Annotated in this window: 11 protein-coding genes and 1 pseudogene; 1 reads left to right on the forward strand and 11 read right to left on the reverse strand. The window is 50.8% G+C overall.

Going from position 1 to position 15,407, the window contains the following annotated elements; translation table 11 throughout:
* Nucleotides 1-88 precede the first annotated feature (88 nt).
* Nucleotides 89-967: a YicC/YloC family endoribonuclease gene (locus tag ELY33_RS10055; protein ID WP_126947551.1), complete on the forward strand. Its 879-nt coding sequence runs from the start codon at nt 89-91 to the stop codon at nt 965-967.
* A gap of 430 nt (nt 968-1,397) precedes the next feature.
* Here the strand turns inward: ELY33_RS10055 and ELY33_RS10060 are convergent, their stop codons facing one another.
* The 11 genes and pseudogenes from ELY33_RS10060 to ELY33_RS10105 form a co-directional block, all read right to left on the reverse strand.
* On the reverse strand, nt 1,398-2,441 hold the full coding sequence (locus ELY33_RS10060; RefSeq protein WP_167470073.1) for a GGDEF domain-containing protein: 1,044 nt from the start codon (nt 2,439-2,441) through the stop codon (nt 1,398-1,400).
* A gap of 71 nt (nt 2,442-2,512) precedes the next feature.
* Nucleotides 2,513-3,040 carry a hypothetical protein gene (locus tag ELY33_RS10065; RefSeq protein WP_126947557.1) on the reverse strand — a complete coding sequence of 176 codons (528 nt, stop codon included), beginning with the start codon at nt 3,038-3,040 and terminating at the stop codon, nt 2,513-2,515.
* Between the two features lie 282 nt (nt 3,041-3,322).
* Nucleotides 3,323-3,556, reverse strand: a pseudogene (locus tag ELY33_RS18095) (IS630-like element ISHsp2 family transposase); the annotation flags it as partial.
* Between the two features lie 154 nt (nt 3,557-3,710).
* Nucleotides 3,711-6,755, reverse strand: coding sequence for a response regulator (locus ELY33_RS10070; protein ID WP_126947560.1), 3,045 nt, complete (start codon nt 6,753-6,755; stop codon nt 3,711-3,713).
* Nucleotides 6,752-9,610: a PAS domain-containing protein gene (locus tag ELY33_RS10075; protein WP_126947564.1), complete on the reverse strand. Its 2,859-nt coding sequence runs from the start codon at nt 9,608-9,610 to the stop codon at nt 6,752-6,754. The genes ELY33_RS10070 and ELY33_RS10075 overlap by 4 nt, the downstream gene beginning before the upstream one ends.
* Nucleotides 9,611-9,642: 32 nt before the next feature.
* Entirely contained in the window at nt 9,643-11,289 is a 1,647-nt protein-coding gene (locus ELY33_RS10080; RefSeq protein WP_126947567.1) for a diguanylate cyclase, read from the reverse strand.
* Complete coding sequence (locus ELY33_RS10085; protein ID WP_126947570.1) at nt 11,282-11,671, reverse strand: response regulator; 390 nt, start codon at nt 11,669-11,671, stop codon at nt 11,282-11,284. Before ELY33_RS10085 ends, ELY33_RS10080 begins: the two co-directional genes overlap by 8 nt.
* A 312-nt stretch (nt 11,672-11,983) precedes the next feature.
* Nucleotides 11,984-12,256: a transposase gene (locus ELY33_RS18370; RefSeq protein WP_126948076.1), complete on the reverse strand. Its 273-nt coding sequence runs from the start codon at nt 12,254-12,256 to the stop codon at nt 11,984-11,986.
* A 106-nt stretch (nt 12,257-12,362) separates the two neighbouring features.
* Complete coding sequence (locus ELY33_RS10095; RefSeq protein ID WP_126947573.1) at nt 12,363-12,857, reverse strand: YgjV family protein; 495 nt, start codon at nt 12,855-12,857, stop codon at nt 12,363-12,365.
* Nucleotides 12,854-14,374: an amidohydrolase family protein gene (locus ELY33_RS10100; protein ID WP_126947576.1), complete on the reverse strand. Its 1,521-nt coding sequence runs from the start codon at nt 14,372-14,374 to the stop codon at nt 12,854-12,856. The genes ELY33_RS10095 and ELY33_RS10100 overlap by 4 nt, the downstream gene beginning before the upstream one ends.
* Before the next feature lie 60 nt (nt 14,375-14,434).
* The gene (locus ELY33_RS10105) at nt 14,435-15,403 is read right to left on the reverse strand and encodes a tripartite tricarboxylate transporter substrate binding protein (protein ID WP_126947578.1); all 969 of its coding nucleotides are present in this window, start codon (nt 15,401-15,403) and stop codon (nt 14,435-14,437) included.
* Nucleotides 15,404-15,407: the final 4 nt, after the last annotated feature.

Raw genomic sequence — 15,407 nt, forward strand, 5'->3', positions numbered from 1 at the left:
GCCACTGATGGGCCTATTCACTGCAGGCGTATCCACCAGCACAAGATCGGTTAGACTGAGCTAAATGCACGATAAACAGGACTCTTGAATGGCCAACCCACGCCACGTACACAGCATGACCGCCTTTGCCCGCACCGAGCAGGCCGCCCCATTTGGCACCCTGCAGGTAGAAATTCGCTCGGTGAACCAGCGCTATCTAGAACCGCACTTTCGCCTACCCGATGCCCTGCGCGAGCTAGAACCGGTGCTGCGCGACGCCCTGCGCACGCGTTTAGCGCGAGGCAAAGTGGAGTGTAGCCTGCGTTTTGAAGCCGCCGAAACCAACCAAGCTCCGGCAGTTAACGCACAACGCTTAAACGAAATTGCCGATGCCTTAGCCTTTATTCAGCAACAGGTGCCCAGTGCCGTGCCGCCCACTACGCTTGCACTGCTAAACCAACCTGGTGTGATGGAAACCCAGCACCTTGACCAAGAGGCCATAAAAGTTGCTGCTAAAACGCTATTTGACCAAGCGTTAGACGAGCTGATTGATGCCCGCGCAAGAGAAGGCGAAAAACTCGCTGAGATGATCACCACCCGCCTGACGGCCGTGAGTGAGCAGGTAGCCACCGTGCGCAGCCTGCTGCCGCAAATTTTAGAGCGTCAGCGCGCCCAACTGCTGGAACGCCTGGAAGTCGCCAAAACCGAACTCGACCCGCAACGCTTGGAAGCCGAACTGGTACTGGTGGCGCAGAAAGCCGATGTGGATGAAGAGCTAGACCGGCTAACCGCGCACGTGCAAGAGGTCAGCCGCCAGCTGGCCCAAAAAGGCCCCAAAGGCCGCCGCCTGGATTTCCTAATGCAAGAACTCAACCGCGAAGCCAACACGCTATCGTCAAAATCGGTAGTCGCCGACACCACCCGCTGCGCGGTAGAGTTAAAGGTGCTTATCGAGCAGATGCGTGAGCAGATTCAGAATATTGAGTAATTTCTATAGTTGTCTACGGTGATAGATAAGGTATTGTTTTGTAATTATTTAATATCAGTTGTTGTCTACGCTTGTCCACCAAAATCCAGCTTAAGCCACGGCCAAGTGGGTAGTAAAATGCCATGCTACCTACTGGCGAGGCAGCATTTCGTGAAAATACTACCCATTTTGGGCGCAAGTAATTAAACCTACTGTGGAACATGGAAAAAACACTGAAGCGTTAGCAGCGTTCAGCCAACTATTGCTAATGATGCCTTGATGTATTTGAAACAGCTGTTTAATCACGCCATCAAGCTAGGGCTGAGGGGAATATCGATACGCTCTAAGAGGATATTTTATGTGCCGTTTTGGGCATAGCCAGAAAATTTAAGCTGCTTTTTGAGCCTATAACAGCAGGAGTTTATAACAGCAGTATGACCTATGCGTTTCCTTAACCGATTTCGACCCGGTTGCGACCGTTTGTTTTAGCTTGATAAAGGGCTTTGTCTGCACGCGCATAAAGATGCTTAAAGATAGCTTCGTGCCCTGTAGCTACTCCTAAACTCATCGTAACTGAGGTGGCAACGCCTAATTGTTGTTGTGTCAGATCGCTTACTTTTTGACGCAGCCGTTCTGCTAGCTTTACGGCACCATCCACATCTGTATCCGGCATGAGCACGCAGAACTCTTCACCTCCGATCCGAGCTAACACATCTATTTCGCGAACTTCATCTTTAAGCGCTCCCGCAAATACCCGAAGTATTTGATCACCGGCAGGATGGCCAAAGGTGTCATTCACATATTTGAAATGGTCAATATCCATAAGAATCAATCCCAGCGAACAACCACTGCGCTGGCTTTGTTTACAAAAGCTTTCTGCAAAGCTCAGTAAATAGCGACGATTGCCTAATTTTGTTAATTCATCAAACTGACTGAGTTGCATCACCTTATGGTGCTTACGCTTGAGCTTAAACAACGATATCAGAAGTCCCACTATTAATAGCAGGATCATAAATATCAACACCGATATGGTGCGCCCTAGGCGCTCCATGACAATACGCTGCTTGGCTGCTTCTGAATGCACCAGTTCTTCAAGCATGCTGTAAGTCAGCGCCAAGTCGTTTTCGATTACTTGCCCCTGATGCAGAAACTTTTCAGGTGAGGCGCCTAAGATAATTCCATCAAGCTGCTGACGCATCTCAGACATACGCTCTTTAACATCCTGTAGCCGAGCCAGAGAGGCATGATAATCTGATTTGGAAAGCTGATTGGCCTGCAGACTAAAGCTGATTCCATCAATATGCTGGGGTATCCGCCATAAAAAATTCTCCAGGCGACTGAAAACGTCAGGATCTCCAGGGCGTTTGCGCAAATCTTCCAGGGCGTTTCGAAACATAACGGCGTGCGACTGCGAGCGTACGACGACGGCTACCAGCGAGGTATAATCGGAGCCCATATACTGGCGAGCATGGAAATTATATAATGCAACGGCCATGGCACAAATGCCCGCTAACAGAGTAAAACCTAATCCTAGCTGCCAGCCTATTGACTTGACGGTACCCAACTTCATTGGACGATGATATCTCGAATCGACCAGACCCAATGGGTCATGTTGGCGGTTCCCGCTTCAACGGCCTCTGCCTCAGCCGGAACAATCAGCATAGTAGGACCAAAATCGGTCAGCGTTAGGGGCTCTCCGTTGAGCCGGGTAACGAGAAGGTAATCCCGCTCTTCTGAATTTATAAAAGCGCTGTAATCGTCATGAGCGATGAAACGTAGCGTTGCCGTTTCATCAATATCTTGTGCAGACAGTAGATCCTTAAGCCATACGCCTGCAAAACTACCTTGCGGACCTTTAAAGTGCTGCAAAGTTGTGGCGTAAAGTGGTAATGATTCAATTTCAGCACGGCTAATAAAACGACGCTCTTCCTGAGTATCCACTATCAATATGGGAGACGTATCTTGTGAAGGAACAAAAGTGCTTGGGACGGGCTCAACCTCATTCGCCTGCAACGTTGTAGCAAATAAATTCAGTGAGACTGCCAGTAACCACCATGTATATTTTCGTATGCTAAACGATAAAAAACGACCCATAATTTTAATAACTCGTTGAAAAATTTATAATATCTCTGAATATTCCTAGCGGAATCAATTATATTAGGCGTACATTTACTAAGTATAGTGCACCAGATCTTTAGCTAGGCCAAAGTTTTGTAACAAGCAGTAATTCCTTTGGCGGTAAGTGTTAAACCTACAGCTTAATTCTGATTGCTAGCCCGACCTTCTCACGAGGCATAAAAGTTGGCTAAAAGCGTTATGATTTCAATAATCTAGTCAATCCATCAAGCACTAGTAGCCGCTTCCAAAAGGTCATCTGAAGGCTAATCTTCTCGCCACTTTCATGCCGTCAAATGCGGGCATTGTTTGAGGATAGCCGATAAGGCTCCACGCGTAAGACGAGACAGACGACTGGGAAAAGCCAGACTCATCGAAGTAGTAAAGGTCAGCTTCGCCTTGATCTTCTCAGCGCTGAAGCTCGGCTAATAAGCCTTGGGTATTACGAACGTCTGTTTCGTCACGCTGATCTTTAAGAGATCGCCGAGCCCGCTTAATCCTGGGGCAACCGTCAGGATTACAAGCATAGTGGAAAATGTATGTTCGGCTACTTACTGGGCGGACAAACCAGATCGTGGCTACACCAAATAGCCAGCGGTTAGTTGCATTTAGCCAACGCGATTGCGCCATTCTATTCTCGCACTATAAGTTACAACGTTTTCCGCGCGGTCTGATAACTGACAAAAAGTTTTTTTGCTGTGCTGCTCGACAGTCGAGATGACTGTATGCGTGCATTAATACCACTCAGTAATGTATCTGCCGATAACTGAGATTTCAGCAAAACGGCCTCAACTTGCTCGTATTGTTGGTGAGTCATATCGACCCCAGATAAAATGACCACTTTTGCGTCAGGTTGGCAAGCACGAATGTCGGGGACAAGCTCCCAACCTGAGCCATCCGGCAGCCCTATATCGAGCAATATAACGTCAAACGACTGCTCTTTCAGGCGCGTGCGAGCCTTTTCCAAGGTATGTGCTGCCTCAAACGTAAAAGACTCACCGGCCATAGCAGAGACCACTTCGTGTAAGTCGGGGTCGTCTTCAACATGCAATATTCGGGGATGATGCTCCCGCTTAGCTGATAACTGCCGCTGAACCATTCCGATCAACTGATGTTGATCGATCGGTTTTGCCAGCCAATCAATGTTGGTAGCATCGCCGTTGATCGCTAAACGCCCTTGCTCTACCTTAGCTGAAACCACAATTATCGGTAGGTCAGCGGTGTTGGGGTGTTCGCGCAGCCGACGGATAACATCTAATCCACTGGTATCTGGTAGCGTTAAGTCCAGGCTAACAAGGTCGTAATGCTTATTTTGTAGGCTGTTCAGCGCCTCGGTACCATTAAAGGCAATATCGACGTGGTATCCAGCGCCACTCAACATAATGCTTAATAGATTGGCGACATCTTTATCATCTTCAACAACCAAAATACGGGCAGCGTCGTTATGATCAGCGTCTTGCCCCGACTTCAGGGTGGTTACTATTGCCGCTTGAGCTAATGGCAATTCAAAGAAAAAGCGTGAGCCTTTACCCTCAGTAGACTCAAAGTCAATGCGCCCGCCCATATGCTCTAGCAGTTCTCGCGTTATGGCCAGACCAAGGCCCGTCCCTTCTTTGACACGGGTATCAGAAGAATCTGCTTGAGCAAAACGCTGAAATACCTGTTTACGAAAGGAATCTGCAATGCCAGAGCCTTCATCAATTACACTAACAATTACTTTATTATCTGACGTTTCTACAACAAGCCCTACGTTGCCACCGTCCGGTGAAAACTTAATGGCGTTGGATAATAAGTTGGCTAGCACTTGCATCAACCGCTGATGATCAACATTAACAAACACATCCGGCGCATTATCAGCCAATATCAGCGACACCCCTCTAACACTGCCGTAGTGACGGTTAGCATCTAGGGCCTGTTCGACCAACGGTATCAACGCTTGCACTTGCATATCAAAACGCAATTTGCCCGCAGCGATTTTTTCGATATCTAATAAATCATTGATTAAGTGAGCTAAACGCTTACTGTTACGATGGGCTGTCGTTAGTAACTTTTGCGCTTTTTCTGGCAACTCACCAAAGGCTCCGCCCACCATTAAACCCAGCGCACCAGAAATAGACGTTAACGGCGTACGCAGCTCATGGCTAACGGTAGAAATAAATTCATTTTTTATCTTTTCCGCGTGTTTTCGCTTAGTAATATCTTCTGCAATACCCAGATAACCGCTAATATCACCAGCACTATCACGCATAGGGGTAACCACCAGCGATACTGGCACGTGGTGACCATCTTTATGAACATAAGTCCACTCGCGTGTCTCGGAACCATTTTGCTCAGCTTTTTCTACAAACACCCTAAAGCCTTCAACAGGCTGGCCTTGCTCAGCACTGAGCTGTACCGAGCGCCGTTCTACCTCCTCTCTCAGGTGCAATATTGCGGGTGTCTGTATGCCCAGTACGTCTGCTTTGCTGTAACCCAGCATATTCTCAGCGCCTTTGTTGAAGGCGGTAATCACGCCAGTCGTATCAGTCGCCGTAATGGCCACTTCAGACGCAGCTTCAAGAATATTAGATAAAAAACGTTCAGCGTTGTGAATTGCGTTATCTGCGGCTTTACGCTCATTCGCTAAGCGGTTCATCGCGCGAGAAAGCGCGCATACTTCCGGCCCTCCCTGTTCAAGAAAGTCACTGTCAAAACGCGCATTATCGGCCATGTGGTCAATACGCCGGGTGATTCGCTCTATTGGATGCGTGAGGCTTCGCGCCACCCAAGCCCCTGCTAAACCAATGAGCACCATCGCCACCAGGGCAATAAACAAAAATTGACGGAAAGACGCGGTTGCTGGAGCAATGGCCTGGTCGTAGGAGATCGCTCGCAGCACAATCCAACCGAGTGGCTCCAATTGCTGGCTGGCAACCAGATAGCGCTGTTGCTGATAGCTAACCAGGGTGCCCGCCGGACTAAGAGACAGTGCGGCGTCTACTAAAGGATCAGCCCCATCATCAGGCAGCGGCTCCAACGTCTCGAACCGTTCCTGCATAGAGACGAACAAGCGGTGTTGCGGGTCGATAACTAACGTTATTGCGCTAGCGCTAGCGCTAGTCTCGGCCTCAGCTGTGCGACTGGCGTCGATAAGCGGCGTGTTTGCGAGATTCAGTAGTCCACCTGCGTATCCGACAATAGCCCCATCAGAAGATAGCATGGGGTACACGTATGAAATTAGCGGCAGCCCGGTTGTGCGCCCAATGATCGGCGCGGAAATCACGGCCTCTTTGGTTTGCCGGGCACGCTGGAAGTGCGGCCGGTCGGCGTAATTAGTCCCTAAGCGGCCTGGTACATAAAGGCTCTCTGCGATGGCAGTTGCATTCGCATCCAACACCAATAGCCCGTCTGGGAAAAGACGTTTAGCGACGGACGTTTGTTGTAAGAGCGACATAAGTTCTTGTTCACTGCGCAACACCCCCTCATTGTTGAGCAAGCGTGTTGCAAACGCTTCTAACCCAAGCATTCGCTGTTGCTGTGAGAGTTCAAGCTCAGAGGCTAAGCGCTTTATTTCAGCTGTTTCGCGCTCTGCTACGATAGATTCATAATCGGCCACCATTAACTGGTGGACAGTCATCAGCATTCCACCAACGAGAACACCACTCGTGACCAATACGAGTAGAACAACTCGCACACTCAATGGAATTTTTATCACTGATAGTTCCTTGGTAATAAGATATAAAAGTTAGCGCCGCCTCCCGCGGCATCACGGTAGCCAACCTCTCCCCCCATCTGCTGGCAAATTTCTTGGCTAATGGCTAAACCAAGGCCGGTTCCAGGTAGCTTTCGGGTATCGCTGCCATCCGCTTGAGAGAAACGCTGGAACAGATGATCACGAAACTCAGGATCGATGCCGGGGCCGTGGTCACGCACTGAAATCTCGATAGTGCTGTCATACGGCGTGACGCATAGTTCAACCGCCCTTCCAATCGGGGAGAATTTGATTGCGTTGGATAAGAGGTTGTTGAGTGCTTGTATTAAGCGAGGACCATCAACGTTACTCAACACCGTAGGCAACGCATCAGACATCTGAATAGGTACCTGATGCTGCTCGCTGTAGCCGTGCATGGCCTCGACAGCCTCATTCAACAAAGGGGCTAGCCGTTGTACGCTTAGGTTCATGGGCATTTTGCCAGCGACCAGCTTTTCTATATCCAGCAAATCGTTAATTAACAACGCTAAGCGCTCAGCATTGCGTTCAGCGGTATTGATGAGTGTCTGAGCTTTTTCGGGTAACGTGCCTACTGCACCACCCTTAAGAAGACCTAGCGAGCCTTTAATAGACGTAAGAGGGGTACGCAACTCATGGCTAACGGTAGAAATAAACTGATCTTTCATTTTATCCAGCTTACGGCGTTCGGTGATGTCTTCAATCAGTGACCAAATCACTTGCTGACCGTCTCGCTCTTGGCTGAGCATGCCTTGCAGACGCACCGGGTAGCGACTGCCATCCTTGCGAATATACTCTTTCTCAATAGGGCCGTAGCGACCCATCGCTTTTAAATTTAAAAGCGCCTGCTCTTCTTCCGGCTGATACTCTTTTGGAATGAGGTCCCAGTAACTAAGTGACACGAACTCATCACGGGTGTAGCCCGTTGGTGCAATGAGCGCGTCGTTTAAATCGATAAACTGCCCGGTTGTAAAATCATTCAGCGCAATACCTATGGGTGAAAACTCGAATAGCCCTCTTAGCCGTGCTTCATTGTTTTCTAGGGCCAAGCGTGCTTGTTCTTGCTCATGAATATCGTGCAAGAAACCGTGCCACAAGGTGCTACCATCGATAAGGCGTTCAGGTTTTGCCTGGCCCATTATCCAGCGATACCCTTTATCCTGTGACCGCACACGATACGTCGCTTGCCAGTACGCCAGCGTGTTAGCTGAATGCTCTATAGACGCACTGAGCGCTTCCAGATCATCGGGATGAACACGTGCAAAGGCAGGTGTGGCATCGTCAGCGGCTTCCAGCGGAGTGAGTCCGTATAACGCTTCGATTTGAGGTGAGCTAAACGGGAAGGTGATACGGCCATCTAAAAAGCGGCGAAATTGATAGGTAACGCCAGGTAGTTGAGCAGTCAACTTGCTGAGACGTTCATTATGGAGACTACTTGCTAAGATATCGGATAACCAGCGCGCTAATAAGCGTATGAAAAGCTTCTCGCTGTCATCGTAATACTCCACTCGCGCTTTGCTGGCGGCAAAATTTAGCGTCCCAAACGCATCACCCTCTATCTCAATGACGATGCCTGCATAAGCGCCTAGTGGATTTTTCTGATAGCAGGGATGGCTTTTGAATTCGCCACGTTCGGCATTAGCGATGAACAATTCGCGTTGCTGCGACGCGTTGCCAGAAAAAATATGCTGGCACCAAGTATGGCCCAACGCAAAGGTCTGATGCGCATTTATTGAGGTGCCTACCACTGCCTCTATCCAGCGCACCGTGTAAACATCGCCCTCGATTTGACTAAGAATCGCCACATCCATCTTTAGATAGTGCCTGGCTATTGTTAGGGCATGGTTGATTTTTTCGTCTAGCGTAACGTGTGATGAAAAAGCGATGTCGTTAAGCAGCACCAGTGCATCGTGATGTTTGTTAAGTTGACTTACTGTATTTCGTTCGCGGGTAACATCAACAATAAAGCCTTCTAGAATAGCGGGATAGCGAGCATCATCGTGAACACATTTTCCTCGCTCCTCGACCCAGCGCCAAGTACCGTCCCGGTGCTGAATACGATACTCAAGATGCCATTCTGTATTGTCAGCCATTGCCTTGGCGACAGCTTTCTCCAGTACAGGCGCATCGTCTGAATGGATCAAGTCTGCGTAACAGATGCTTTTATTGCCAATTAACTCGTCAGCTGGGTAGCCGCTTACCCGGTCGACCTGCCCGCTAATGTACAGCATTGTCCAATGTTTATCGGGCAAACAGCGATAAGTCACACCCGGCATATTATCAATGATAGATGCCATTTGATCGCGGCTGGCAACCAGCTCAGATTCTAGTGCTGAACATGACGTCTGACTGGTTTCATCAGCGTGTATTAGCGCCTCCACCGTCGTGGCAAGATCCTCAAGCATATCGATTTGCTCGGAAGACAGTGTTCTTGGCTGCGTATCGATTAGGCAAAAAGTTCCAATGCGGTAACCGCTGCTAGTGTGCAAAGGAACGCCAGCATAAAAACGTATATCAGGAGGGCCAACGACCAGAGGATTGTCAGCAAAACGGGCGTCTTCTAGCGCATTTTCGACAACTAATGGCGAGGAGGTCAGGATCGCGTGACCACAAAAGGAAAGGTTGCGCGGTATTTCACTAGCATCAAGCCCTTGGCATGACGTGAACAACTGCCGACCCTGGTCAATTAACGATACCAGCGCAATGGGCACTGAAAACAGTTGACGAGCAATGCGGGTGATACGGTCAAAGCGTGCTTCATGATCGCTATTAAGCAAACCCGTTTCATTCAATGCACGCTGGCGCTTGGTTTCATTTTCCGGAATCGGTGGGGGCTTCATTTTCAACCTCAGCTGTCACATCCATCACGATGTTAATCTGCCGCTAAACACACACGGTTACGCCCGCTGTTTTTGGCTTGGTACAGCGCTTGATCAGCCCGGTTAAGCAGGGACTCAGCGGTATCATCAGGAAAGTGCTGGTTGTCCACCACGCCTGCTGACAAGGTGCAGGAAAACGATTCATTCCCCCCCGTAAACTGGATAGCCGCAAAATCTCCGCGAAGGCTATTTACCATGCTGGCAGCATTGTCGGCAGTACAGTCGATCAGTACCAACGTAAACTCTTCTCCACCGTAGCGGCCCAATTTGTCGGTACTCCGGAAACGTTGGCGTAACAGAGTACCCACGGCGGCAATCACTAAGTCACCTACGGCATGCCCGTGCGTGTCGTTAACCGCCTTGAAATGATCAATATCCAGCATTACCACAGAAAAAACCTGTGGTTTCCGTTGTGCCAGTAGCCACTGATCTTGCAGGGCTTCTTTGATGCTGGCGTGCTTAAGAAGCCCGGTTAGCGCGTCTCTATTTTTAGTATCCTCCAGCTTACGTAACCGCATGACACGGGATCGGCACAGGTTGATGAGAAGATCTGTGTCGATAGGCTTTTCAAGGAATGCATCGCCTCCCCGTAATAGTGCTTGCCCGCGCAGCGCTGCATTGGACTCAGCAGAAATGTAAACAATGGGTATTTGTGACCAGCGCTCCATCTGACCCAGCAGAGCGGCTATTTCTGAACCGGTGATATCTGGCAGCCAGAGGTCCATCAGAATTAGCTCAGGATTAAGATCATTGATAGCTTCGAACAGAGGCTCGGGACGGTCAAACACACTGACATGCATACCAGCATCTTCCAGCACGCATTGAAGATGCTGCGCTAATTCGGTGTCATCTTCGACAATCATCACACGCTCTGGCTGGCTATCTTTTGTTTTAATTAGCTGCGCTATGTGAGAAGTAAGCTTTATTATGTCTAGAGGTTTAACAAAATAATTTTGCCCTCCGCTACGCAAGGCGTGAAGTCGTGCTGTGAGACTTTCTTCAGTACCCGTAAACAGAATTGGGCAGATATAGTCTTTCAAGTGCGTCTGCCAAAAGGCCACCGGGTTTTCTCTAATCGCCTTGTTTTGCGTGGCGCGATGGTCGATTAGCAGTAAGTCAGGAGATAAATCTTTATCATTATTGAGTTCCTGGGCATCACTGAAATGTCGTACCTGAAAGCCAAAACTGTGCAGCTGTTGAGCCACGTATTCCGCTAACATGACATCACGCTCTACCAACCAAATGGAAGGTGCATCGCCATCACTTTCCAGGCGAGTAGTCTCCATGCCCACAACCGCTTTCCGGTTTTTGTCCACCTCAAGTGCGCTTTGTAATTGCGAAATCCAATCCAAAACAGGTAGTGATTGCTTGGCATCCTGCTTCAGCACCTTTGCCACCTGCAGCTCGTGCTCTCGCGCTTGACGACCAAGGTTTTCAAAGCCAAAGGTTCCTGCAGAGCCTGCCAGCGAGTGCAAGAGTGAATTTAATTGTTGGAGGGAGTCGGTGCACGAGGCGTCTGTTGCAAGCTGGTTAGCAAGCCCTGTTAGCCGCTCGAAATCAGAAGTAAGACGTTTTGAATAAGCTGCCGAAAGCGTTTCTAATCGCTGGGCGAAAGCCTGAGAGGAGGTTGAATCAACCATGGAACGTTTCCCAGATAGCGCGAACGTCGTCAGCAAGCGTCATTGGGTCAAAAGGCTTTGCAATAACGTTTGCTGCCCCAATTTCCTTATACCGCGCCACTTCTTCAGGCTGAACCTTAGCGGTCATAAAAGCGACGACTGTGGATTCGTTAATGTACCCTTGGCGCTTTAATTCCAGTAACGTGCTAGGCCCGTCCATACCTGGCATCATCACATCAAGCAAAAACATTTGCGGCGCAAATTCCGCAACTTCTCTTAAGGCTTGTTCGCCGGATTCGCAAATTTTAACCGTTAGGCCACCCACATCCTCAAGAGCCATAGAAGCAATCTCGCGAATATCGGGATCGTCTTCGACGTACATAATTTTTTCAAGTGTGTCCATGCCACGCTTCCTTAAAAATTTTTAATACACTAATCTAATCAAACAACTGTATAAGTTTTGTATCAGGATTTCTATGGATTTTTAGAATAGATCAAATGGGCTTATCAACGGTTAGAATTTGTCCTTCCTACAATGTGCAAAACTAAGGAAACGCTGATCAATTCGTTTCTGGACTACTGAGGCATTTAAACCGAAACGGCCCGAGTATTTAATCAGCGATTAATATTTAACGACCCGTGGCTTTTAACCTGACAACACCTTCTGCACATGATGTCTTAGGGAATGGAAGCTTTCATAAGCTGCCAGTAGCAATCACTCTTGCTTTACCCTGCGCGAGAGAATCTCGATTAGGTTCAATTCTGGTGAATAGAAGGGAAGGGTGATCACATAAACCCGCTGATTCAGCCACTCCCGTCGCTTGCGCTGAAACAGGGCCGAGCGCTGAATACTGGCGTTGCCCATCACCACGATGGCAAAGGTATCCGGCGATTTGTGGGTAATAAAGTGATCAAAAGCTTCGATAACGACCTCGGTGGTGCTGTATCCGTTGTCGAATGGTAAATCAGCTTGCCTTGATCTTCTCAGTGCTGAAGCTCGGTCAACAGGCCGTGGGTATTACGAACGTCTGTTTCGTTACGCCGATCATTAAGAGATCGCCGAGCCCGCTTGACGCTGTACCCTGGTTTACTAGCTAAGATGACTTTTTCCAGCGCAAAATCCGGTACACATTAGACAATACATCTGCACCCATCATGACGACTCCCGGTAATGAGCCCGCCTGCCAGTTGAATACTAACCAAAGCAGGCTGCCGACTAGCAGGGCTCCACGCCGTGGCAAGCCAGCAAAAAAGAATACCCCGATGCTTCCCGAAATCACCGCAATTACCGGCAAAATATCCCAGCTACTCTGCCAACTGACCCCGCCAGTGACGAGGTACAGGCCAATGAAGCCTGAGGCGAACCAGGCGCCGCGAAAGCGCATGCCGACGAGGTTGCGCACCGCCGTGATCAGGTTGAGCAGGGCCGCCGTCGGCTGTGCCAGGAGTACAAAATGCAGGCTCCACACCAGGCAAGAGCCCGATAGCATCACTAACATGCGCACATCGTGGCGGCACTGAAAGGCCAGCACGCCGAGCAACGCCGCCACACCGCCGAGCAGCTGTATACCCAGCCACTCAAGGCTCATTCGTCGAACCGTGCTGGGATAGTACCCGGTGCCAAGGGGAGCGCCTGACAGCGCGACCAGATGCGTTCATAAGCTGGCCTTAACGTTTCGGTCATGCTCTCGGCAGTATCGATGGCCGGTCTCAGCCGCTGCATGGCCTGCTCTATACGCTGTGATATCTCGCGCTGATCTAGCCGGGTCAGTTGGCCATCGGCGACGACTTGTTCGCCCTCCACCCATACCGAGTGGATACCGCCACCGCTCTCTCCAAACACCAGTTGGCGAAGAGGATCATTGAGTGGCGTGAAGGCCGGCGCATCCAGCCGATAGAGTGCTAAGTCGGCGCGTTGACCAGGTGCAATTCGCCCCAGTTGATCCTCGAGGCCTAGTGCTCGGGCACCGCCAGTGGTGGCGGCTTCCAGCGCTTCCTCGGCGCCAACCCATTGCCGATAGTCATCGCCGCGCAGTTTGTGAACCAGCGCTGTGTTGGCCACTACCCTGAGCATATCGGTGGACTCCAGTGAGCCACAGCCGTCGGTTCCCAGGCTCACATTAACCCCGGCATCCAGTAGCGCGCGCATGGGCATTAGCCCAGAACCCAGCTTGAGATTGCTATTGGGGTTGTGCTGCACGCTTGCACCGCTGGCAGCAATCCGCGAGATATCGTCTGGTGTGAGCCACACCGCGTGAATCAGCGAAGTCCCCGGCGCTAGAAATCCAAGGTCATCGAGATGCTGGAACAGCGTTTTGCCCCGCTCGTGCCATGCGGAGGCTGCTTGTAGACGAGTTTCCTGGACGTGAATAATCACCGGCAAATCCATTCGGTCGGCTATCGCCCTTACCTCTAAAAGCAGGCTATCGCTGCAGCGCTGTGGCGCGGAGGGGGCCAGCAGAACGCCGACACGATTATTGCGCGGATGATGCGTCACCGAGAGCGATTCAACTAAGCGCAGGTAGTCTGTCACTGGGGTCGCCTCGCTAGGCGCTAGGCTTGCTAGCGTCTCGGGACTACACTCTTCGTCAATAAACGGCACGCTCTTGTGGAACGGAACGTCAAATAGCGTTGGGCCTAGCAATGCGCGGATGCCGATATCTTCATAAGCGGCAAGCGCTGCTTCAATGTGCTCCTGATTGAGCAGCGGCGAGGCATTGAAGTCGTCAACAATACAAGTGGTGCCTGATAGCAGCGCCTGGCAGGCGCCCACAAGCGTTCGCAGGTAAACGTCGTCGGCGGTTAACGGCAAAGGCTTTGCGGGCCGCACGTAGTTCATCCACAGCTCAAGGGGCAAGCGGTCATAGCGCCCCTTGTGGAAATTTTCGTGGGAGTGATGGTGGCCATTGATAAAGCCGGGCATGGCCAGCGTGCCAGCGACATCTACGACGTCTCCTTCAGGTGAAGCCGTCCCTGTCGGGCGAATTGCTTGAATGATGCCCTCACGAATAACGATATCCATTGGCGACTTGACGACATGGGTGCCGTCCTCACTGAGTGGCCGGGTACCCACCAGCGTCGTGGTATTGTCAGCGTTCTTAGTCATCACAAACGGCCAACGGCCCCATGCATGGGGCCGCCGACACTCTCCTGTGTTGTGAAAGGTCTATTCGCCGAGGTAGGCTTCGCGCAGTGCTGCTTGCTCTGCCGACAGCGCTTCAGCGAAGGCCTCATGGTCAAGGAATTGTATGCTGGAGCCAATCTGGCCGATTAGGCGAAGGAAGCCTTCATCCTCGGTCAAACGCTGGAAGCCGTCGCTCAGTTCAGCGATAACGTCGTCCGGCGTGCCTGCCGGTGCCATTACCCCGCGCCAGAACTGGAAGACCACATCGTAGCCCTCTTCCTGGCAGGTGGGGATGTCCCCATAGGCCTCGTAGCGTTCGGTATCGGTGACACACAATCCTACGAGGCTACCCGATTCTAGATGTTCACCAACGACGCTGGGGCCACCAGCATAGGCCATGGTATTGCCCCCCAACAGTTGTGTTACTGCTGGGCCGCCACCGCCTAGCTCTACCCCTCGCATGTCAATATTGGCAGTGGCCTTAAGCATTTCGAACACCGTATATGTCCAACCGTTACGGTTGTCGGAACTGTAGACTACCTCGTCAGGGTTTTCCTCAGCGTATTCAACCAGTTCCGTGATGCTCTTAAACGGCTGATCGGGCGTAGTGACAAAGATGGCTGGGCTGTAGTTGATGCGGGCAACTGGTACGAAGTCATCCATTTCATAGGGCAGGTCTTCCACCTGCGGACGCAGCGAATTGATGGTCGGGTCGCCGAACAACAGCATGCTGCCATCGGCAGGGCTGCCGGCGACCTCAGCAGCGGCAACTGCACCGCCGCCGCCACCACGGATTACTGAGATCAGCGGGCGGCCTAGAAATTCTTCGCCAACCGCAGTAACAATACTGGCATGTAGGGAGTGGGATCCGCCAGCAGGATAGGGAGTAACGAATCGGATCGGTCCGTCAGGCAGGTAGCTCTCTTCAGCGAAAACCTGGCCGGTGGTAAGGGTGGCAGCAGCTGCGAGTGACGCGGCTAGCACGGTACGGGACAGAATGGGATGTAACATGGTT

Source organism: Vreelandella andesensis (assembly GCF_003989795.1).
GTDB lineage: Bacteria > Pseudomonadota > Gammaproteobacteria > Pseudomonadales > Halomonadaceae > Vreelandella > Vreelandella andesensis.